19 protein-coding genes are annotated in these 21,059 nt (G+C 66.1%); 13 read left to right on the forward strand and 6 right to left on the reverse strand.

What is annotated here, in order from left to right:
- The first annotated feature begins 70 nt into the window (after positions 1-70).
- From ACWETB_RS09360 to ACWETB_RS09375, 4 genes are read left to right on the forward strand one after another with little or no spacing between them, the layout of a single operon-like run.
- Entirely contained in the window at positions 71-844 is a 774-nt protein-coding gene (locus ACWETB_RS09360; protein WP_449741351.1) for a lysophospholipid acyltransferase family protein, read from the forward strand.
- A gap of 18 nt (positions 845-862) precedes the next feature.
- Entirely contained in the window at positions 863-2,566 is a 1,704-nt protein-coding gene (locus ACWETB_RS09365) for an AMP-binding protein (protein ID WP_452210753.1), read from the forward strand.
- Between the two features lie 4 nt (positions 2,567-2,570).
- Positions 2,571-3,974 (forward strand): wax ester/triacylglycerol synthase domain-containing protein, encoded by a 1,404-nt coding sequence (locus ACWETB_RS09370; protein WP_452210755.1) that lies wholly within the window; start codon positions 2,571-2,573, stop codon positions 3,972-3,974.
- Positions 3,971-5,092, forward strand: coding sequence for an alpha/beta hydrolase family protein (locus ACWETB_RS09375; RefSeq protein WP_452210757.1), 1,122 nt, complete (start codon positions 3,971-3,973; stop codon positions 5,090-5,092). The genes ACWETB_RS09370 and ACWETB_RS09375 overlap by 4 nt, the downstream gene beginning before the upstream one ends.
- A 172-nt stretch (positions 5,093-5,264) precedes the next feature.
- Here ACWETB_RS09375 and ACWETB_RS09380 read toward each other — a convergent pair whose 3' ends face one another.
- From ACWETB_RS09380 to ACWETB_RS09405, 6 genes are all read right to left on the reverse strand, one after another.
- Positions 5,265-6,899, reverse strand: coding sequence for an HNH endonuclease (locus tag ACWETB_RS09380; protein ID WP_452210759.1), 1,635 nt, complete (start codon positions 6,897-6,899; stop codon positions 5,265-5,267).
- A 321-nt stretch (positions 6,900-7,220) separates the two neighbouring features.
- Positions 7,221-8,603, reverse strand: a complete 1,383-nt coding sequence (locus ACWETB_RS09385) for an alpha/beta hydrolase domain-containing protein (RefSeq protein WP_452210761.1) — start codon at positions 8,601-8,603, stop codon at positions 7,221-7,223.
- 23 nt (positions 8,604-8,626) lie between these two features.
- Complete coding sequence (locus ACWETB_RS09390) at positions 8,627-9,043, reverse strand: carboxymuconolactone decarboxylase family protein (RefSeq protein ID WP_449741345.1); 417 nt, start codon at positions 9,041-9,043, stop codon at positions 8,627-8,629.
- A gap of 3 nt (positions 9,044-9,046) precedes the next feature.
- Entirely contained in the window at positions 9,047-9,931 is an 885-nt protein-coding gene (locus ACWETB_RS09395; protein WP_452210763.1) for an NAD(P)-dependent oxidoreductase, read from the reverse strand.
- Complete coding sequence (locus tag ACWETB_RS09400; RefSeq protein WP_449741343.1) at positions 9,928-10,665, reverse strand: SDR family oxidoreductase; 738 nt, start codon at positions 10,663-10,665, stop codon at positions 9,928-9,930. Before ACWETB_RS09400 ends, ACWETB_RS09395 begins: the two co-directional genes overlap by 4 nt.
- 108 nt (positions 10,666-10,773) lie before the next feature.
- A complete protein-coding gene (locus ACWETB_RS09405; RefSeq protein ID WP_449741342.1) occupies positions 10,774-12,240 on the reverse strand; it encodes an aldehyde dehydrogenase in 1,467 nt (488 codons plus the stop codon).
- 78 nt (positions 12,241-12,318) lie between these two features.
- On the opposite strand from ACWETB_RS09405, the gene ACWETB_RS09410 reads away from it, so the two are divergent.
- The 9 genes from ACWETB_RS09410 to ACWETB_RS09450 are packed head-to-tail and all read left to right on the forward strand — an operon-like array spanning position 12,319 to position 20,986.
- A complete protein-coding gene (locus tag ACWETB_RS09410; RefSeq protein ID WP_449741341.1) occupies positions 12,319-12,909 on the forward strand; it encodes a TetR/AcrR family transcriptional regulator in 591 nt (196 codons plus the stop codon).
- Positions 12,910-12,922: 13 nt separating this feature from the next.
- The gene (locus tag ACWETB_RS09415; protein ID WP_452210766.1) at positions 12,923-14,158 is read left to right on the forward strand and encodes a cytochrome P450; all 1,236 of its coding nucleotides are present in this window, start codon (positions 12,923-12,925) and stop codon (positions 14,156-14,158) included.
- A complete protein-coding gene (locus ACWETB_RS09420) occupies positions 14,158-14,970 on the forward strand; it encodes an SDR family oxidoreductase (RefSeq protein WP_348806800.1) in 813 nt (270 codons plus the stop codon). Before ACWETB_RS09415 ends, ACWETB_RS09420 begins: the two co-directional genes overlap by 1 nt.
- Positions 14,967-16,325, forward strand: a complete 1,359-nt coding sequence (locus ACWETB_RS09425) for a cytochrome P450 (protein WP_449741339.1) — start codon at positions 14,967-14,969, stop codon at positions 16,323-16,325. The genes ACWETB_RS09420 and ACWETB_RS09425 overlap by 4 nt, the downstream gene beginning before the upstream one ends.
- A gap of 2 nt (positions 16,326-16,327) precedes the next feature.
- Entirely contained in the window at positions 16,328-16,522 is a 195-nt protein-coding gene (locus tag ACWETB_RS09430) for a ferredoxin (protein WP_348806829.1), read from the forward strand.
- Between the two features lie 24 nt (positions 16,523-16,546).
- The gene (locus ACWETB_RS09435; protein ID WP_449741338.1) at positions 16,547-17,089 is read left to right on the forward strand and encodes a nuclear transport factor 2 family protein; all 543 of its coding nucleotides are present in this window, start codon (positions 16,547-16,549) and stop codon (positions 17,087-17,089) included.
- A 16-nt stretch (positions 17,090-17,105) separates the two neighbouring features.
- On the forward strand, positions 17,106-18,371 hold the full coding sequence (locus ACWETB_RS09440; RefSeq protein ID WP_452210770.1) for a hypothetical protein: 1,266 nt from the start codon (positions 17,106-17,108) through the stop codon (positions 18,369-18,371).
- 14 nt (positions 18,372-18,385) lie between these two features.
- Positions 18,386-19,264: an SDR family NAD(P)-dependent oxidoreductase gene (locus ACWETB_RS09445; protein WP_449741336.1), complete on the forward strand. Its 879-nt coding sequence runs from the start codon at positions 18,386-18,388 to the stop codon at positions 19,262-19,264.
- Between the two features lie 45 nt (positions 19,265-19,309).
- Positions 19,310-20,986, forward strand: a complete 1,677-nt coding sequence (locus ACWETB_RS09450; RefSeq protein ID WP_452210772.1) for a phospho-sugar mutase — start codon at positions 19,310-19,312, stop codon at positions 20,984-20,986.
- The last annotated feature ends 73 nt before the right edge of the window (positions 20,987-21,059 follow it).

The raw sequence follows: 21,059 nt of genomic DNA on the forward strand, positions 1-21,059 counted from the left end.
GATCGTCTAGAACGTGTTCTAATTTACATCTAGAACGTGTTCTAGTTCTGGGAAATGCAAGGAGGCGACCATGGAGTGGGATGAGACCTGGGTGCGCCACGCGATGCCCCTGCTGTCGCTGATCTCCAAGGGATACTTCCGGTCGGATGTCCAGGGGATGGAGAAGGTACCCGACGGTGGGGCGCTGCTGATCTCCAATCATTCGGGCGGCCTGCTGGCGTTCGATGTGCCGTTGATCACGGTGGCCTTCGCCGATCACTTCGGGCCCGCGCGGCCGCTCTACACCCTCGCCCACGACATCTTGTTCCAGGTCGGTGGCGGTGCGCTGCTGAGCAAGTTCGGCTTCCTGCGCGCCCATCCGCGCAACGCGGTCGCCGCACTGGAATCGGGTGCTGCGACGCTGGTCTTCCCCGGTGGTGACTGGGATGTGATGCGACCGAGTCGCGACGACGCCAAGATCGACTTCGGCGGCCGCACCGGCTACATCCGGACCGCTCTGCAGGCCGACGTGCCGATCGTCCCGATCGTCACCATCGGCGCGCAGGAGACCCAGTGGTTCCTCACCCGGGGCGAAGGGCTGGCCACACTGCTGCGCCTGGACAAACTGTTGCGCATCAAGGGCGCGCCGTTGTCGCTCGGCTTTCCCTTCGGACTCACCGCCGGACTACCGGCGAACGTCCCGCTGCCATCCAAGATGACCACACGCGTCCTCGACCCCATCGACATCCGCGCCGAGTTCGGGACCGACCCGGACATCGCCGAGGTCGATCAGATGATCCGCAAACACATGCAACACGCCCTCGACGACCTCGCCCGCAAGCGCCGATTTCCCGTGCTCGGCTGACTCTTCCTGGATACCACCATGACCGCGATCCTCGACCGTCTTCGTTCCCTAGTCTGGCTGATCGGGGTCCTGCTGCGCAGCGGGTTCCTGAGCCTCACCAGCCCCGACCGGTACGTCCGGATGGGCCTGAACCTGCGGAGGCACGGCGGTCCGTCGCCGGTCAGCGGCATCGGGCTGGCCGCCGCCCGCACCCCGGACCGGTTCGCCATCATCGACGAGGCGGGCTCACTCACCTGGGGCCAACTCGACCGACGCGCCGACGCACTGGCCGCCGGCTTGGGTGAGCTCATCGGGCCGCGTCGCCCAGACCGGCCTGCGCGGGTGGCCATCATGTGTCGCAACCACGCCGGTCTCGTCGAATCCCTCGCTGCCACATCGCGACTCGGCGCCGACGCCATTCTGCTCAATACGGGTTTCGCCGGACCCCAGTTCGCCGAGGTCCTGGAAAGGGAGGGCGCCGACCTGCTCATCGTCGACGACGAGTTCGGTGAACTCGTCGGTTCCGCCGCCGCCCGACTGCCACGGCTTCGCTGTCTGCGGGCCTGGGTCGACGACCCCGACGTCGAACCGATTCCGCAGGCCGTCGGCACCGTCGAATCGGTGATCGCCGATCATGCCGGGCGACGGGTGCCCGCACCGCCGCGCGCCGGCCGCGTCGTGCTGCTCACCTCGGGAACCACGGGCGCTCCCAAGGGGGCTCGTCGTGGCGGCAGCACCGACGTGGTCTCGCTCGCCGCGATCCTCGACCGCATCCCGTGGCGCGCAGGCGAACCCACCGTAATCGCCGCTCCCATATTCCACGCGTGGGGATTCGGGCAGGTCGCCATCGCGGCCACGCTGAGCGCCACCATGGTGATGCGCCGCCGCTTCGACCCGGAGGCCACCCTCGACCTCGTCGACCGTCACCGCGCCACCGGACTGGCCGTGGTGCCGGTGATGCTCGAACGGATCATGGACCTGCCCGACGAGGTGCTCGACCGATACACCGGGTCCTCCTTGCGTTTCGTCACCGCCAGCGGGTCACGGATGCGGCCGGATGCGTTGCTGGCCTTCATGAATCGCTTCGGCGACGTCGTCTACAACAGCTACAACGCCACCGAGGCCGGCCTGATCTCCACCGCCGTACCCGCCGACCTGCGCGCCGTACCCGACACCGCCGGGCGGCCCCTGGTCGGCACCGACGTCCGCATCCTCGACGACGCAGACCAGCAGGTCGCCATCGGTGAGATCGGGCGCATCGTCGTCGCCGGTGCCTCGGCCTTCGACGGTTACACCACCAACGACACCAAGGATTTCGCCGGGGCGCACATGGTGTCCGGCGACCTGGGCCGGATCGACGAGAACGGTCGATTGTTCGTGGTGGGACGTGACGACGAGATGATCGTCTCCGGCGGCGAGAACGTGTACCCGCTCGAGGTCGAGCAGGTCATCGCCGAATGTTCGGGCGTCGGTGAGGTCGCGGTGGTCGGCGTCGACGACGAACGTTTCGGACAACGCCTGGCCGCCTATGTGGTCCGCCGCGGCGGAGGTCTCGTCAGCGCGGACACGATGGTCACCGCCGACGATCTGCGGGCTCACGTGCGTGACCGCCTGGCCGGATTCAAGGTGCCGCGGGATGTGTATTTCATCTCCGAATTGCCGCGCAATGCCACCGGGAAAGTGGTGAAACGGTCTCTTGGCGAGATGGTTCCGGATTCCGCGGGCGAACGGAAGGTGGGTTGAGACGATGGAACGCTTCAGCGGGCCCGACGCCCTGATGTTCAACATGGAGACTCCGACCACCCCGATGCACACGCTGAAGGTGGCGATCCTGGATACGCGACGTCGCGGTCGGCCGGTGACGCTGGGCGAACTGATCGACGTCCTGCCCGACTACCTGGGCATGTTCCCGCGCGCCACCCAACGGGTGCAATGCGCACCCGGGCGTAAGGCTCGTCCATTCTGGGTCGCCGACGAGGACTTCGATGTGGCCGACCACCTCGACGAGACCTTCCTCCCCGCTCCGGGTGGGCCCGAACAACTCGACGCGGCGCTGTCGGAACTCGCTGTGCTCCAACTGGATCGATCGCGTGCACTGTGGGCGCTGACCCTGGTGCACGGTCTCGCCGGAGATCGTCAGGCTGTGGTCGTGCGGGTCCATCACGCCGTCGCCGACGGTCTGGCCGCCCTCAACACTCTGATGGCCGCGACGTCGGAGGAGGGTGGCGCCGTCGAGGTGGCCCCGGTGCGCCCTCCGCACGCCCTGCCGAGCCGAGCCGACCTCACCCGCAGTGCACGTCGGGAATCGCGGAGTCTGCTGGCCGCGATACCGCAGGTTCTCTCCACCTTCGCGCGTGCGGCCCGCACGGCCGCTGATACCGAGGCCGCCGAACATATTCCACGACCCCTGACCGTGCGGCGGACCAGTTTCAACACGCCGTCGGGCGGTGAACGCGTCTGTGCGAGTGGCGGAATCCCGCTGGCCGACGTCCAACGTGTCGCGGTTGCGCTGGGTACCACCGTCAACGGTGCCCTGCACGGCATCATCGCCGGCGCCATGCGGTCCGAACTGGCCGATCGCGGAGATGATCTGACGCACCGGTCGGTCACCGTGTTCGGGGTGTGCCGCGATCTCGCGTCGACACGGACCTGGGGCAATGAGATAGCCACTGCCGCAGCGTATATGCGCACCGACATCGCCGATCCGGTGGAGCGGATCACCGCCACCGCCGACAGTTGTGCCGCGGCGGTCGGTCGGCGCAAGAAGGTGGGCTTCGAGATGATCGACCGGATGTCGACGTACACCGGTCGCCTGGCACCGACCTTCCGGAACCTCGCCGCGCACCGGGCGCCACGCATCATGAACACCATCACGACGGCGAACATGCCTGGACCGCGTCGGACCCGATGGGTCGGCGACGTAGAGGTGATCAACTGGATCTCCTTTGCCCTCGCCATCGCACCCGCAGATGTCAACCTGACCACCTACAGTTACGCCGGTACGTTGTCGATGGGGCTGATCGCCACGCCGGAGTCGATGCCCGATCCACACCGGTTCCTGCGACGCGTCGCCGACTCCCTCGACGAGGTGCACACGGCCCTGTCCGATCGCGGTCTGCTCGGCGGCGATCTGGTTCGGGGCGATCGTTGATCGACTGGTCCACGGGGGCTGCACGTCTCGGTCTCTTCGCCGGGGTGTTGCCCCGCGCGATAGCGAGCACCCGTCACGCCGGCCGCGGTGATGTCACCGCGGGGGTTCCACCAACGTCGGCCGGGGCGCGGGCCATCGGTGAGACCGCGCTCGACGAGATCTTCATCGCCATCAACTCCGTGATCCGCGAGATCCCGTCCACGGAGACGATCGAGGGATACGTCGAGCGGTGTGCGGCGGTTGCGCCCGAACTGGCCGGGCTGGGCGTGGAAGGTATTCATCAGCGTCCGCGCGTTCCGCGGATCGCATCGCAGACCCGGAAGATGTTCGGGACCACCCGGTTTGATCATGTCGACTATCTGGTCGACGGCTTCCTGCCGGCCTCGGTTTCCGACGTCGATCCCTATGCGGGAACCTACAGTTCGGCGCGGGTGCTCAGCCGGAGTCGGAGTGGTGGTCGGTGGCTGATCTGGGTGCACGGTGCCGCGCAAGGTCGATCCGATGATCTCTACGCCTTCCGGGCCGCTCACCTGTACGGGCAGCTCGGCTACGACGTCGCGTTTCCGGTCCTCCCGGCGCACGGTGTCCGCCGACGTCGTTCCGTGGCGTATCCGGGCCTGGATCCGTTGGTCAATGTGCTGCTCACGGTTCGCGCGGTCACCGAGATCCGCGCCTTGATCCAATGGATCTCGCAGTGGGATCCGAGTGAGATCGTGCTGTCCGGTACATCATTGGGCGGACCGATCGCCGCGCTGGTGGCCTCGCTGGAGCCCCGCGTGTCGGGTGTCGTCGCCGTGGTGCCGATGCTCGACGTCCACGGCACCCTTGCCCATCACATGGAGCGGGCCGGTCCCCGCGGCCGCGACCTGGCGGCCCTGATGCGTTCGGACCCGGTGACCGCCGTCACTTCCGTCATCGACCCCCTGTCGGTGGACCCGTACCCCACGCCCGATCGTCGCCTGGTGATCGCGGCCCTCAACGACCGCGTCACCTCACTGGGCGCAGCACGACGCCTCCACGCCCACTGGGGCGGAAAAGTGCACTGGTACCACGGAAGTCACGTCGGCCATGCCATGTCCCGAGACATTCACCGTGCCGTCGACAGCTTCCTGACCTGAGCTCGCGGGTACCCGAAGGTTCTCTCCTGACGAGCCGCACCGTCTCGCCGTCGAGCGGTCACCCTCCCGCTGGTCGAGTGCCGACGAGCTTTGCGAGCCGGTGTATCGCGGCCACCTCCGCAACCTGGAGTCGGAAACCAACTGCAGCGCAGCATCACCTGACGGTAGTGGCCTACCGGGGATAGGTGGTGATGGTTTCCCCGGTGGCGGGGTCGCGCCAGATGACCGCCCGATCGGCGAGCATGGTGGGCAGCAACAATCCCATGTGTTTTCGTTGGTGGTCCGGCGTGCACAGCGGCATCAGGTTGAATTCCACCGTCCAGCCACCGGTGATCGGATCTTGGTGCACGAATTTCACCAGGTGATCGATCTGGCAGTCACTGGCCGGCCGACCGCACTGCGGGTATCGGCAGGTGCCGTCCAATTCGATGATCTTCTCCCGCAACCAGGCTGGTATCCGATATGTCAACGCACCCGGTGGTGGGAGGAGATGGCCGCCGTGTCCGGTGGGGTCGATCGGTGGCGCGGGGAACGGGTCGTCGAGACGACGCCACGCCGCCGGTATCCGATCCAGCGAGGTGGTGGTCCTGATGGTGGGTATGTCCAGGGTGGGAAACTCGGTGACGGTGACCAACTGTCCCGAATTGATCAGCGTTCGGGCGTGAGCTTCGTCAATCACGCCGAAGTATTCCAGCCGGGCTTCCCGCTGCCCGGACGGGTCGGTGATCAACGACAGCGACAACTGCGAATCACTGTCGGTGTCTGTGTCGGTGTCTGTGTCGGGTTGCGGCTCGACGGTATTTGTTGCCGCACAATCAGCGTCGTCACAGTCAGCGTCGCCGTCGGTGACCGTCTCGGGAGCGTCGGTCGTCTCGGGTTCGGTGATCTCATCAGCCTCACCACGCTCGGCGTCGACATCGTCAGACAGATCCGTCGCGTTGCCGTCTACATCGATGTCGAGGTCGGTCAGGCCACAGGGTTCTTCCGGCAACGGGATCGCCCGCGAGCAGACACCCCGACCGCACTCACACGACAGGTACGCGCCGGGTAGTCCTTGGATTTCGGCGAACGCCGCGACCTGCACCTGACCGCGGCGACGCCGATCCCGCGGGCAGATCCGCTCACTGATCATCTGTGCGATCCGCGCCGCCAGATGCGCACCCATCTCGCCTGGTGCGTAGACGGAGATGCTGCAATGCCCGTTGGTGTCCCGACGGACTCGCACGTTCTGATCGCGTGCGGCAGCTTCCTCGCGGCGGTCGGCGGCACCGTCGGGATCCAGCGCGATCACCATCTCGGCGACCTGATCCCGCAATGTCGTATCCGCCTGATTGCGCATCGCGAGTTGCAGTGCGCGGGTTTCGGCGAACGCGCGGACATCGTCATCGGATAGGACGACGATCTCGTCGGCGATGATGCGGATACGTTCCAGCGACTGGTCACCGGCCAGGAATGCTGCGGTCACCGTCGGGAGTGTCGACAGCAGGAAGCTCAGCGTCATCCACGCGGTGGCGTGCGGCACCGATACTCCCAGCGCGGTGGATACCTTGCCGGTGGCGGCTTTGTCGACGCCACCGGTGGTGTGCACGTTGGTCATGTGGCCCGAGAGCAGCATCTCGTCGTACACGGTGTGCCCGATCCGCGCCGCCGACAGCACCTTCCGGGCGATCAGTTGTCGTTCCTGGCGTTGCAACGATCGGGCCAGAGCGGTGGCCGTCTCGGCGGGGAGGTGATCGATCATGGCGGCGTCGGCGGCGGTCATCGACAGTTCCGGCGCGGTAGTCGTGCGAATTGTGGTGTCGGCCATGATGTTCACCCCCTCTGCTCGGTCGCTCCAACTGAACTGACTCAAGTGTAGCGACGACCACCGACAAGTTTCTTCGGCGCGGAATCGGTTGGGGATGAACGATGTCGGTATCGTCCGAGCTGTGTTCGGTTAATATCAGGCTGGTTTCGCTGTTGGGTTGCGGGCGTGGCCTCGACCTCGACAGGCTCGGCCCGGCGGATACACCGACTCGCAAGCTCGTCGGCACTCGGCCAGCGGGGGTTGCGTGTGTTCGACCGGCGAAGATTGCGTGCGCCCGACCGGCGGGGATGCGTGCACTCGATCAGCGCAAGGATCCCCCGCTCAGCGGAACGCTTCCGCGTCCACCACGAGATCGGTGCGGGCGTCGGCGAGCAGTTCGTCGCGATCGGCGGGCAGGATGAAGCCCGCTGCGATCGCTGCGTCCGCGGCCGCGGCGTACCGCTGCACGTAGTCGGTGTCACCGATGTACAACCCGGCGATCACGGTGGGTGGCAGGGGAGTGGTGATGCCGAAGAGGACACAGATCCGCGGCACGTCGGCGGTCACGACGCCACTGAGGATCTGCGTCGGCACGTCGACGCACGGTGTTCGCACACCGTCGCGTGCGTTGCCGATGGTGTCGAGTTCAAAGCGCATGCCGTCGCCGGAGTCGACGACGAGAAGTGGTGTGGCGACCGGAGGTTCGGACTCCTCGCTCAGCCATTCGCGCAGATGGTGCAGCGCTGCCCGTAACACAAAGCGTTGCTGGCCGCGGTTCACCGGCGCCGGACATCCCAGCATCGATTCGTACTCGCCGATCTGCGCGATATCGGCATGTGATGTGCCGGCGACCTCCCAGGCGCGGAAACGCGTCGAATCCGGCTGCCGCGCTTGCACATACTGGAAGTTCGTCAGGACGTCGGTCTCGGTCTGGACGACGAAGACCGGTACCTCGACATCAGCAGAGATCGGTACGGGAACACCGAGGTAGGCCTCGGTGATGTCCACCGGACCGCCCGCATCGCCCAGGGGCAACGTACCCAGCGAACGACTGTGGATCAGGATGCCGTGAAACACGTTGTGTCGATGCGCAAAGTGATTAGTATAGGTGGTCAAGGCCATCGCCGACTGGGATTCCCCGGCGGCAAGCAGCCGACGAACCGATAACCCGGTCAACGGATGTCCCTGCACGTCGGCATCGGCGAGTGCGGCGCCGATCGCGCCGAAGATGTCGTAGCTGTACCCGTCGCCCGGGTGATGCAGCGCGGCATAGCGTTCAGGAAACTTGTCGGCCAGGCGCTGCGGTGCCGATCCGTCGTCCATGCCCACCGATCCGGCACCGCCCTCGACACCGGCGTACTGCGCCGACACCCCCACCCAGGCATAGCCGGAACGGACGATCTCCGGTGCCAGGTAGGTGTATTCGGGTGCGGAGTCGGTTCCGCTGGACACGTTGAACCATTCGACGACGACGTGTCCGTTGAAGTCGGCATCGTGCTGCGGGCGACGCACCAGCACTCGTGTGGCGAACTGCGCGGTGTCCACCTCTCGGAGGTCACCGTCGTCGGCGACGAACCGTCGGGCCAGACCCGATGCGGAATACTCGGTTTCGGTGTAACCCGCTGCCGAAAGATCCGGGCCGGGATTGGCCGACAGGATGTTGTGGCCGCCTCCTCCGGTGAGCTCGGTGAAGGTGACCTGCGTCGGTGCGGACGTGGCAGTCATGTACTCGATCGTAACCGTCAGCCCTACTGATCGGCCGCGGCTTTCGCGGTGGCCTTGCGGTGCCGCTTGATCACCTCGCCGAACATCATGTTCATCTTGGTGCCGATCGGCCAACCGACGTAGTAGCAGAGGAACAGGGCGATCTCCTCGAGTTGCTCCGGGGTGAGTTCCTCGTTGCCGAGAGCGGCACCCGCCTGGATCTCCGCGACGTCGACCTGCCCGCCGGCTGCCAGCGCACCGAGCAGGATCAGCCGGCGGTCGCGGATGGACAGGCCCTCACGCGTCCACACCTCGGCGAACAGCTGATCGGCGGTATGCGCGAAATGCAGTCCCGGGCCGTCGGACATCTCCCAGCCGTACACCTGGGTCATCATGTCCAGGCCACGACGGCGCTGCTCGGTCTGTGTCGCTGTTGCCTGCGGGCTGTCGGTGCTGGTCATGACTCACTCTCCTTCGTGATGTGGCACGCCGAGACCGCGTGCCAGATCCTGATAGGCCTGCGTTCCGAGAGGCAGCTCGACACCGAGTTCTGCGCCGAGGGCCAATGCCAGGGACAGGTCCTTCTCTCCCAACGTTCGCACGTGAGTGAAGACGTCGTACCAGAAATCGTCGGGTTCGATCTCGGCGGTCGTGTCGCGCAACATGATCGCGCCGGCCCCTCCGGTGATGGCATCGGTGTGGCGCACCACCTTTCCGAGTTTGGCGATGTCGATACCCGCGGCCTCGGTCAACCGGGATGCCTCGGTGGTCGCGGTGAACGAGATGAAGTGCAACAGATTCCGGGCCAGCTTCATCTTCGTGCCGGCGCCGACCTGCTCACCGGCGTGCACGATCATGTCCGCGGTGAGGGAGAACGGTTCCTTGATTGCGGTGTAGGCGTCGCGTGGTCCGCCCACCATGATGGCGAGGCGTCCCTGTTCGGCGCCGGGCGCGCCACCGGAGATCGGGGCGTCGAGAAGTGTGACCCCCTGGGCGGCGCACACTTCGGCCAGCTCCACAGCGGTATCCGGGCCGATCGTCGAATGCACGGTGATGATGGAGCCGGGGGCCGCCGCCGACAGCAGGCCGCCGTCGCCGGCCACCACCGTGCGTACCTGGTCGTCGGTGACGACGCAGATGCCGATGATGTCGGAGGTCTCGGCCAGTGCGGCAAGCGAATCCGCTGCCTGCGCCCCCTGATCAACCAGCTTGCCGACCGCGTCTGCGGAGAGATCGAACACAGTGAGGCCCCCCGGGGCCTTCGCCAGGCGAGCGGCCATCGGGGCACCGATATTGCCCAGCCCCACATATCCGATGCGCGGTGCATCGGGGAGTTGTGCAGCGCTCACGACCGGATGACCTGTCCGCCGTCGACATTGAAGATCTGGCCGGTGATCCAGCTCGCCTCATCGCTCAACAGGAACAGGCACATCCCCACCAGGTCTTCGGGGGTACCGAACCGCTTGAGCGGCAGTCGGTTCACGATGTCGTCGACCATCTCCTTGGGAGTGGTGGTCCGCGTGGCCTCGGTGTCGATCGGGCCGGGTGCGATGGCGTTGACGCGGATGTTCTGCCCGCCGAGTTCGGTGGCCAGTTGCTGCGTCAGACCGTTGACGCCGACCTTCGCCAGGCCGTAGAAACCGCTGTAGAGCCATGCGGCGGTGGAGGATTGGTTGACGATCGCGCTGCCGTTCGTCATGTGCGGATACACCTCGCGGGTGACGTTCAGCGCGCCGTCGAGATTGATGCTCATGAACTTCTTGTAATAGTCCCACGGCACGGTGATGAGGAAGTCGAGCTTCATACCGCCGTAGATGGCGGCGTTGTTGACCAGACCGTCGATGCTGCCGTAGGCGTCGACGGTGCTCTGCGCCAGCGCTTTCGCCGACTCCGGGTCGGAGACGTCGGTGTGCACATAGCGGCCACCGATGTCGGCGGCCACCTTCTCGCCGGCCTCGTCATTGAGGTCGGCGACGACGACGTTGGCGCCCTCGCCGGCCAAGGCGCGGGCGTAGGCTTCGCCGATGCCGCCGGCGGCGCCGGTCACGATCATGGTCTTGTCGGTGAAACGGGAGGAGGTCATGGGTTCTCTTTCTGGGTGGGGTGATCTCGATACACCGACTCGCGAGCTCGTCGGCGCTCGATCAGCGGGGAAGCGGTTCTCGATCAGCGGGGGTCTCGGAGACCGGACTCACGCCGGCCGGGCGACGGCCTTCGTCTCGAGGTACTCCTCGAAGCCGGCGACACCCATCTCGCGACCGATGCCGGAGGCCTTGTAGCCGCCGAAGGGGACGTCGGCGGAATACCAGATACCGCCGTTGACGCCCATGGTGCCGGTGCGAACTCCGTTGACCACCTTGTTGATCCGGTCCTCGTCTGTGCCGTACACCATGCCCGAGAGGCCGTAGGGTGAGTCATTGGCGATGCGGATCGCGTCGTCGTCATCGTCGAACGGGATGATCACCAGCACCGGCCCGAAGATCTCTTCCCGGGCGACGCGTGCGGAGTTGTCCAGGCCGGAGATGAGGGTGGGTTCGACGAAGAACCCCTTCTCCTGGGCGGCGGGACGCCCGCCGCCGATCTCGATGGTGCCGCCCTCCTCGCGGGCCAGCGCGATGTAGGACTCGACGCGCTCGCGTTGCCGCGCGGAGATCAGCGGGCCACAGATGGTTCCGGGATCGGACGGGTCGGCGGCGGGCAGACCGGCCATCGCGTCGCGGGTGGCGGCGATCGCCTCGTCGAGTTGCGTGCGGGGTACCAGCAGACGGGTGGTGATCGCGCAGCCCTGACCGGCGTGGGTGACGACGGCGAAAGCGGCCATCGCGCAGGCACTCTTGAGGTCGGCGTCGTCGAGGACGATGAATGCCGACTTGCCGCCGAGTTCGAGGAACACCTTCTTCAGGGTCGCCGACGCCGCCTCCATCACCTTCTTGCCGGTCGCGGTGGAACCGGTGAAGGACACGAGGTCGACGCGCGGATCGGTGGCGAGTTGTGCTCCGAGGCCGTGATCCGATGAGGTGACGATGTTGATGACGCCGGGCGGGAAGTCGGTCTCCTCGGCGATCACCTTGCCGACCAGTGCCGCCGCCCATGGTGTGTCGGGTGCGGGTTTGAGGACCACGGTGCACCCGGCGGCCAGTGCCGGCCCGATCTTGGCGAAGTTGATCTGGTGCGGGAAGTTCCACGGGGTGATCGCTCCGACGACACCGACCGCCTCACTGCGCACCTCCCGGTGATTCTTCAGTCCCATCGGCGTGGCCTCGCCGAGGTCGCGTGTCCACTGATAGGTCTCCGCAAGGTCGGCGAAGTAGCCGAGGTCGGTGGCCGGTCCCTCGAACTGGGGGCCGCCGGTGAGGAAGGCGGGTGCGCCGACCTCCGCGGTGGTGAGGGCCTTGAACTCGTCGGCGTGGCCGAGCAGGGCATCGCGGAGTTGTCGGAGGCAGCGTGCGCGGAGCGCGTGATCGCGTGACCACTCGGTGGTGTCGAAGGCGCGGCGAGCGGCAGCGATGGCCGCGTCCATGTCGTCGGCGGTGGCGTCGGCGGCCGCGCCGATCACCTCCTCGGTGGCCGGGTTGACGACGTCGAAAACGCCTCTGCCGCCGGGAATGAGCTTGCCGTCGACGAGGAGGTCGGACGCGGACTCGGGTCTGAGAGTCATGAACTGGGCTCCAATGACTGGAAGGGCATCTGGACAGGTGTCTGGACTCACGTTCAAACCTAGTGTAGCGTCGGTCACATGTCCAGCCCCGTGTCTCAGGAATCCACCCGACGACGGTTGACCACCCAGCAGGCCGAGACGGTTGCCCGACTGACCGACGCGGCCGTCGAGGTGCTCAACGAGGAGGGCTTCGACGGGCTGACGGTGCGGGCGGTCGCCAAACGTGCCGGTGTTGCGCCGGCGACCGCCTACACCTACTTTTCGTCGAAGAGTCACCTGGTGGCCGAGGTGTTCTGGCGCCGCCTGGCGCAGGGAGTTGCCGAGCCGGACCCGGCCGTTGCGCCGAAAGACCGCGTGGCACAGGTCCTTCGCGACGTCTCGCTGGTGGTCGCGGGGGAGGGGCAACTCGGCGGGGCGGTCACTGTCGCACTGCTCGGCACCGATCCCGACGTCGAGCACCTGCGGCTGCGCATCGGTGGCTTCATCCGCCAACGCCTCGCCGCCGCCCTCGAGGTGGACCCGGAGAATCCCGGGCCGGTCGTCGACGCCCTCGAAATGCTCTACGCCGGTGGCCTCGTCCACGCCGGGATGGGACACCTCAGCTACGAACAGACCTCCGATCGCCTTGTCGCCGCAGCCCACCTACTGATGGAGAATCAGCCGCAATGATGGAGCACATCCGATGACCGACCTCGCCGTCGCCGGCATGGAGCAGCGAATCCCTTTCGATCCGTATGCCTACGACTTCCACGAAGATCCGTATCCGACCTATGCGCGGCTGCGCGCCGACGCGCCGGTGTACTACAACGAGACGCAGGATTTCTGGGCGCTCGCCAGGCATGCCGACGTGCGCAGCGCCTTTCGCGACTCGGTGAATCTGTCCAACGCGTGGGGTGTGTCGATGGACCCCTCGTCCTACGGCCCAGATGCGCACAAGTCGATGTCCTTCCTCGCCATGGACGATCCCAAGCACATGCGTATCCGCAAACTGGTCAGCAAGGGATTCACCCCGCGGCGCGTCAACGACCTGTCCGAACGGATCACCGCGCTGACCGACGCGCACTGGGAAAAGTGCTTGGAGTCCGGCGAATTCGACTACGTCGCCGACTTCGCCGGACTTCTCCCGATGGACGTCGTCTCCGAACTCCTCGGCGTACCCGAGAGCGACCGGGCCTTCCTGCGGCAGCAGTCGGATCTGTTGCTGCACCGCGAAGAGGGCGTCCTCGACATCCCCGAGGCCGCCGTCTACGCCTACATCGAATTGCACAAGTACTACACCGCGCTCATCGCCGAACGCCGGACCAAACTCGGCGACGACCTCGTCTCCGCGCTCATCACCGCCGAGATCGACGACGACGAGACCGGTGAGAAGACCAGCCTGTCCGAGGACGAGATCGTCGGGTTCATGGTGCTGATGGTGGTCGCCGGCAACGAGACCACCACCAAACTCCTTGCCAACGCCCTGTATTGGGCATGGCGGAACCCGGGCGAACTCGCCAAGGTGATCGGCGACGCCGACCTCGTTCCGGACTGGACCGAGGAGACCCTGCGGTATGACAACTCCACCCAGATGGTGCTGCGACGGGTGGCCGCCGACGTCACCTACGGCGACCACACGATCCCCGCGGGACAGCGGATTCTGCTGCTCGTCGGCTCGGCCAATCGCGACGTCGACGTCTTCGACGACGCGGCGAGTTACCGGATCGGCCGGGATTGCAGCCAGGCGCTGATGAGTTTCGGTATGGGAACGCACTTCTGCCTCGGTGCGCATCTGGCCCGGCTGGAGGCCAACATCGGACTCGCGGCAGTCGCCCGCTCGATCACCTCCGTCGACATCGACATCGACAAGGCGGTCCGCGTGCACTCGGTCAACGTCCGCGGCTTCGCCGAACTCCCCGTGAAAGTGACGGTGCGCTGATGGCCTTCATTCCTCATCCCGCCCGGCGTCCGGTCCTGGTGGCCGGTGCGTCCTCCGGAATCGGAGCTGCGACCGCCGAATGGCTCGCCGCCGCAGGATATCCCGTGGCCCTGGCCGCACGCCGTGTCGAGAAGCTGCAGGAACTCGCAGAGAAGATCACCGCTGCCGGCGGTGAGGCCGTCGCCGTACCGCTCGACGTCACCGACGACGGCGCTGTCCTCGACTGCATCGCCAAAGCGCAAGCAGCACTGGGGGATCTGGAGATCGCGGTGCTCGGCGCAGGTGATCTGGCCGTCGGGCTGTCACATCAGATTACCCCCGAGGACTTCGCCGATCAGATCAACATCCACCTCAACGGGGCCTACCGCGTCTTTCGGGCCGTCGTCGGCGGCATGATCGACCGCACCCGCGGCGACATCGTGTTCATCGGATCCGACGTCGCGATCCACCCGCGGCCATGGTCGTCGGCGTATGTCGCGGCCAAGTCCGGCATCGACGGCCTGGTGGCGACCATCCAACTCGAACTCGAGGGCACCGGAGTGCGGGCCGGAGTCGTCCGGCCCGGCCAGACCCTCACCGGCATGGGCATGAACCTCGACCCGAAGACCACCGAGGACATGCTCAACGACTGGATCAAGCACGGCCTCGCCCGGCACGGCAATTTCCTTTCCCCCGAGCACATCGCGCAGGCCGTCGCCGCCATGGTCACCATGCCGCGGGGGGCGCACATGCGCTCGGTGGAGGTGGAGGCCGAGGGGGCGGTGCCCAAGACCAAACTCAGCAGCCCACAATCGGAAGGACCCGACCAATGACCACGGTGACCACACCCAAGCGGGTGTCCGGTGGCGACGGTGAACACGGCCACCTCGATGAACTCGCCACCGATCCGATCGGCCTGTTCTGGCGGGTCCGTGAGGAATGCGGTGACGTCGGGCAGTTCCAGCTCGCCGACCGTGAGGTGGTCCTCGTCTCCGGCGCCGCCGCCAACGAGGAGTTCTTCCGGGCACCGGAGGAGGATCTCGATCAGGCCGCCGCCTACCCCTTCATGACGCCGGTGTTCGGTGAGGGCGTCGTCTTCGACGCCAGCCCCGAGGAACGGTCGAAGGCGATCCACAATTCGGCGCTCAAGGGCGCGCACATGAAGCAGCACGCGGTCACCATCCCCAACGAGGCGGAACGGATGATCGCGAACTGGGGCGAGGACGGCGAGATCGACCTCCTCGAGTTCTTCGGGGAACTGACGCTGTACACGTCGTCGGCCTGCCTGATCGGGCGGAAGTTCCGTGAGCAACTCACCAAACACGTGTCGGAGTTGTTCCACGACCTGGAGAAGGGCACCGACCCGATCGCCTACGTCGACATGCACGCCGACATCGAGAGCTTCCGCCGCCGCGACGCCGCGCGTGCCGAACTCGTCGAGTTCATCCAGGGCGTGATGAACGACCGGATCGCCAACCCCACCGAGAACAAAGAGGATCGGGACCTGATGGACGTGCTCGTCCAGGTGGGTTTCGACGCCAACACCATCACCGGCATGTTCATCTCGATGATGTTCGCCGGGCACCACACCACGCAGGGCACCGCCGCGTGGACACTCATCGAACTGCTGCGCAACCCGGAGTACATGGCGCAGGTATACGCCGAGCTCGACGAGATCTACGGTGACACGCCCGCCGGTGAACGCCCCGAGTACACCTTCGCCCACACCCGGCAGATGCCGAAGCTGGAGGACGCCCTCAAGGAGACGCTGCGGCTACATCCGCCACTCATCATCTTGATGCGGTTGGTGCAGAACGATTTTCACATCGAGGAGTTCGAGGTCACCAAGGGGCAGATGATCGCGGTCAGTCCCGCGGTCTCCAATCGGATCCCCGAGGACTTCCCGGATGCGGATCGGTTCGATCCGGACCGGTACGAGAAGCCACGTCAGGAGGATCTGGTCAACCGATGGACCTGGATTCCGTTCGGTGCGGGCCGGCACCGTTGTGTGGGAGCACAATTCGCGATCATGCAGTTGAAGGCGATCTTCTCGGTGCTGTTCCAGAACTACGAGTTCGAGATGGCCCAGCCGCCGGAGTCCTACCACAACGACCACTCCAAGATGGTCGTGCAGTTGGCGCAACCCTGCCGGGTGCGCTACCGCAGGCGCGACCGGACAGGTGCGTGATGATGCGCATCGAGGTGGATCTCGACCTGTGCCAGGGGCATGGGATGTGTGAGCTGGAGGCCCCGAAGGTCTTCGCGGCACAGATGGATCACGTGGAGATCCTCGATGCGCATCCCGGTGAGGACCAGCGTGCCGAGGTGGAGGCCGCCGTCATGTATTGCCCCACGCAAGCTTTGCGGATCGTCGAAGACGACTGAACGACAGAATTGAGGACCGAGAACATGGCTTTTGATCGTGCCGAACTGGAAGAGATGAAGCAACGCTGGCTCGACGCCAACGTCGTGGCGGAGAAGGCCGGCGACTGGAAACCCCTCGCGGAGTTCTACACCGAGGACGCCACCTACGGATGGAACTACGGACCGGACAAGGACTTCATGGCCGTCGGACGCGACGAGATCCGGGAGATCGCGCTCGGCCAGGAGATGGAAGGTCTCGAGGGCTGGGAGTATCCCTACCAGGAGTGGGTGATCGACGATCGGACCGGATCGATGATCGGCCTGTGGAAGCAGGTGTACGAGGGCACCCGCGACGACGGTAGGCAGTACGCCCTCGAAGGGATTCAGGGTAGCTGGTTCCGCTACGCCGGGAACTTCCAATTCTCCTGGCAGCGTGACTTCTTCGACTACGGCAACGTGTCGGCGCTGTTCATCGAGATGCTGAAGAACAACGCTATGAGCGACGGCATGCTCAAGCGCATCGAGAAGGCCACCGGAGATCAGCCGGGCTGGTATCCGTTCGGCAAGGCCCCGGTCCCGTTCTGGTGAGACGAGCACACTGAAGATGAGCGAATCAGCCCACTCGTATTCAGATCTCAGCGGCGACCAGCTCGCCGGACTCGTCCCGGAACTGTTGCTGTCGGGGCAGTTGATCGACCGCAGCGGGATGGCGCACCTGATCAGTGCCTTCGGACGCGAGACGATGACGAAGGTGGCCATCGAGGAATGGATGGCCGCCAGTCCCGTCTACACCCACCGGATGCGGACCGCGCTCGGCATCGACGGTGACGGCGTCGAGGACATGTTCAAGTGCCTGCAACTCGACATCGGTGCCCCACCACAGTTCATGGACTTTCGGTACGAGATCACCGACAAGTACCACGGATCGTTCGTCCTCGACCATTGTGGCGCACTGATGGATGTGGAACCCCTCGGCGACGAATACGTCACCGCGATGTGCCACGACATCGAGGACCCGACGTTCGACGCCACCGCGATCGCCACCAATCGACGCGCCCGGATTCGGCCTATTCACCGGCCGCCGCGTCGGCCCATCGATCGAAATCCGCACTGCGCGTGGACCGTCACGATTGAACCCGATCGCGAGGAGCTCCCCCTCCCGGTGGATGCGGAGCAGATGTTCACCACCAACGCCGCGCAGCTCGAACTCAGTCCGATCGACGCGACCGCCGACGGTCTCGTCGATTATCGCGGCGTCCTGGTCGAGGATCTGCAGTTCGCCGAATGGTCGCATTCGGCGCTGGTGCGCATCGCCGAAGAGGTTGCGCTGCAACACCAACTGCTGGCGCTCGGCTTCCTGATCAGTCTGCGGCGATACGCCGAATCGGCCGAGCAGGTCACCGAGATCTACCGCAAACAGTTCACCGGTATCGCAGGGTTGTCGGCGGACCGGCTGCGGTCGGCGCTGCGGCTGGGGTCGGATGCCCAGGCCCTCGCCGAGGTCATCCGCCTGGTGCCGGTCCTCGGGCCGCGGCAGTACACCGGTGTCACGGCAACGATCGACGGCGACGACGTCATCGTTGACATCCCGTCGGATTCACCCGCGACGCACGACGGCGGATGGTGCACGCTGCTCACCGTCGATCACTGTGAGCCATTGCAGGCCATCGGTGTTGCGGTGGAACCACATTGGACGATCAGCGCGACGGAGACCACCGACGACGGTCTGCGGGTGCGATACACCGTCGGTGGTGACGCGCAGAAGGAATCCGGTGAGGTGGCGATCGCGCGGTTCAGTTCCGGCGCCGACTTCTCGTTCACCGACCGGGGCCGGTCTATTCCGATCACCCCGGTCGCCAGCGGCGTCTGATGGTGGGGGTGGGCATGGCCGGACAGGTCGCCGTGATCGCTGGTGCGACACGGGGAATCGGTCTCGCGGTGGCGTATGCGCTGGCCGGTCGAGGGGTGTCGCTGGTCGTCAACGGGCGTGACGAGGAGGCGGTGGCCGCCACCGTCGACGAGATCACCGGAGGCGGTGGCTACGCGGTCGGGGTGTGCGGTTCCGCGGGGCAATCGGGTGTCGCGGAGAAGATGGTCGACGCGGCGTTGTCGGGGTTCGGCGCACTCGACATCGCCATCAATTGCGCCGGCATCGCCGAACCCGCCGGGTCGACGGTCCTCACCATCTCGGCCGACGAGTTTCGGGAGCAGATAGACGCCCACCTGATGAGCGCCTTCCACATCTGTCAGGCCGCGGGAAAGGTGTTCGCCGAACAACATTCGGGGTCCATCGTGCTCACGGGATCGGCCGCGTCGCTGGGGACCTTCGGTGGCAGCGGCTACCCGGCGGCGAAAGGCGGGGTCAACGCTCTGGGGCTGGCAGCCGCGGGTGACCTGCAACCGCTCGGGGTGCGGATCAATGTGGTGATGCCGGGCGCGAAGTCGCGGCTGTCCAGCGGCGATGACTACGTCCGTCACATCGAGAGTCTGCACGATCGGGGCATCCTCGACGATTTCACCCGCGATGCGGCCCTCGATCCGGCTCCTCCGGAATATGTTGCGCCGCTATACACCTTCCTCGCCAGTCCGGCCGCCGCGGGAATCACCGGGCAGATCTTCACCGCGTCCGGCGGTTTCATCGGCCGCTACGATCCGCAGCAGCCGACCTTCATCGCCTACCGTGACCACACGGAGAGCGAGCCATACAGCATGGCCGAGTTGGCCGAGTTGCTGGCCGCGGAGGCGATCTCTTCACAGGGATGACGGGCCGCATCCGAGGCAGCGCGTCACCGTGGAACAATCCATGTAATGAGCGCGCTGATCGATCGGGCCCGGGAATGGGTCGAGCACGACCCGGATGCGGCCACCCGCACGGAGCTGACCACTCTGATCATGGCCGCGCAGGCCGGTGATGACGCGGCGCTCGCAGACCTGACGTCACGTTTCGAGGGACCGTTGGAGTTCGGTACCGCCGGACTCCGTGCTGCGGTGGGGGCCGGTGAGTCCCGGATGAACGTCGCCGTGGTCATCCGGGCGACCGCCGGGTTGGCGCGCTACCTGATGGACACGGTGGGTGACGACATCACCGTGGTGGTGGGTTGCGATGCCCGCGAGGGCTCTTCGGACTTCATGGATGCCGCGTTGGAGGTTCTGTCGGGTGCCGGGTTCCGAGCACTTGCGTTGCCGAAACGACTGCCGACCCCGGTTACGGCATTCACCGTCCGTGGGGCGGGCGCCGAAGCGGGGATCATGATCACCGCATCGCACAATCCGCCGGGCGACAACGGTTACAAGGTGTACCTGGGAGGGCGTGCCACGGATGCCGACGGAGCCGGGGTGCAGATCGTGCCGCCCGCCGACGCGGAGATCGCCGCGCGCATTGCGACGGTACCACCCGCCGATGAGGTGACACGCAGCACCGAAGGCATCGTTCCTCTCGATCCGAACGCAGTGGGTTCGTACGTCACGTTGAACGCCATGGCCCGGCGGTCGACGGAGCCGTCGTCGGTGCGCGTGGTGACGACGGCCATGCACGGCGTCGGCGGTGCCACACTCATGCGGGTCTTCGATCATGCCGGCATCACCGACGTCCATCCGGTGCCGGCGCAGCTCGAACCCGATCCGACCTTCCCGACCGTGGCGTTCCCCAACCCCGAGGAGCCCGGTGCACTGGACCTGGCGCTCGCGCTGGCCGTCGAGGTGTCCGCCGACGTGGTGATCGCCCTCGACCCGGACGCCGACCGATGCTCGGTGGCCATCCCACAACGCGATGGGAGTTGGCGGCAGCTCACCGGCGATGAGCTCGGTGCGCTGTTGGGGGAGCAGGCTGCCCAGGATTCGTCGCGGTCCGGGGACGTGTTGGCCTGTTCGATCGTCTCGAGCCGGATGCTCGGTCGAATCGCCGACGCCCATGGACTGCGGTGGGCGCAAACCCTCACCGGATTCAAGTGGATCGCCCGGACCCCCGGCCTGCGGTTCGGGTATGAGGAGGCCATCGGCTACTGCACCGACCCGAAGGCGGTTCGTGACAAGGACGGGATCGGTGCCGCCGTCCGCGTCGTGACACTCATCGAAGAGCTTGCCGCAGAGGGAAAGACACTCGAGGATCAACTCGATCACCTGGCCCGGTTGTACGGGTTGTACGCCACCGGTCAGCTCAGTATCCGCGTCGCCGATGTAATGCTGATAGCCGACGCCATGGCCCGGCTGAGGGCGAACGGCATTGTGTCGCTGGCCGGTTCGCCCGTGGTGCAGTACACGGACCTCGCGTTGGGTGACGCGGGATTGCCGCCGACGGATGGGCTGCTCTACCGGACGGCTGCCGACGACCGCGTCATCATCCGCCCATCGGGCACCGAACCAAAACTCAAGTGCTACATCGAAGTGGTCCTCGCTGTCGACGAGGCCGGCGACATCCCGCGAGTTGACGCAGCACAGCGGATCGATACGATCAACGCGGAACTCGCTACGCTGCTGCAGCTTTAGCTCGACCGTCGGGTGCGCCGAGCGACCCGGTCCACCCGCTGGTCGAGTGCGCCGCGCGGGCGATGCGAGCTCG

It is taken from the genome of Gordonia sp. NPDC003950 (assembly GCF_053605205.1).

Bases quoted from the DNA above. Each gene is read 5' to 3' on its own strand.
- ACWETB_RS09360 (WP_449741351.1), top strand. From the start codon at position 71: ATGGAGTGGGATGAGACCTGGGTGCGCCACGCGATGCCCCTGCTGTCG.
- ACWETB_RS09365 (WP_452210753.1), top strand. From the start codon at position 863: ATGACCGCGATCCTCGACCGTCTTCGTTCCCTAGTCTGGCTGATCGGG.
- ACWETB_RS09370 (WP_452210755.1), top strand. From the start codon at position 2,571: ATGGAACGCTTCAGCGGGCCCGACGCCCTGATGTTCAACATGGAGACT.
- ACWETB_RS09380 (WP_452210759.1), bottom strand. From the start codon at position 6,899: ATGGCCGACACCACAATTCGCACGACTACCGCGCCGGAACTGTCGATG.
- ACWETB_RS09385 (WP_452210761.1), bottom strand. From the start codon at position 8,603: ATGACTGCCACGTCCGCACCGACGCAGGTCACCTTCACCGAGCTCACC.
- ACWETB_RS09390 (WP_449741345.1), bottom strand. From the start codon at position 9,043: ATGACCAGCACCGACAGCCCGCAGGCAACAGCGACACAGACCGAGCAG.
- ACWETB_RS09400 (WP_449741343.1), bottom strand. From the start codon at position 10,665: ATGACCTCCTCCCGTTTCACCGACAAGACCATGATCGTGACCGGCGCC.
- ACWETB_RS09405 (WP_449741342.1), bottom strand. From the start codon at position 12,240: ATGACTCTCAGACCCGAGTCCGCGTCCGACCTCCTCGTCGACGGCAAG.
- ACWETB_RS09410 (WP_449741341.1), top strand. From the start codon at position 12,319: ATGTCCAGCCCCGTGTCTCAGGAATCCACCCGACGACGGTTGACCACC.
- ACWETB_RS09415 (WP_452210766.1), top strand. From the start codon at position 12,923: ATGACCGACCTCGCCGTCGCCGGCATGGAGCAGCGAATCCCTTTCGAT.
- ACWETB_RS09420 (WP_348806800.1), top strand. From the start codon at position 14,158: ATGGCCTTCATTCCTCATCCCGCCCGGCGTCCGGTCCTGGTGGCCGGT.
- ACWETB_RS09425 (WP_449741339.1), top strand. From the start codon at position 14,967: ATGACCACGGTGACCACACCCAAGCGGGTGTCCGGTGGCGACGGTGAA.
- ACWETB_RS09430 (WP_348806829.1), top strand. From the start codon at position 16,328: ATGCGCATCGAGGTGGATCTCGACCTGTGCCAGGGGCATGGGATGTGT.
- ACWETB_RS09435 (WP_449741338.1), top strand. From the start codon at position 16,547: ATGGCTTTTGATCGTGCCGAACTGGAAGAGATGAAGCAACGCTGGCTC.
- ACWETB_RS09440 (WP_452210770.1), top strand. From the start codon at position 17,106: ATGAGCGAATCAGCCCACTCGTATTCAGATCTCAGCGGCGACCAGCTC.
- ACWETB_RS09445 (WP_449741336.1), top strand. From the start codon at position 18,386: ATGGCCGGACAGGTCGCCGTGATCGCTGGTGCGACACGGGGAATCGGT.
- ACWETB_RS09450 (WP_452210772.1), top strand. From the start codon at position 19,310: ATGAGCGCGCTGATCGATCGGGCCCGGGAATGGGTCGAGCACGACCCG.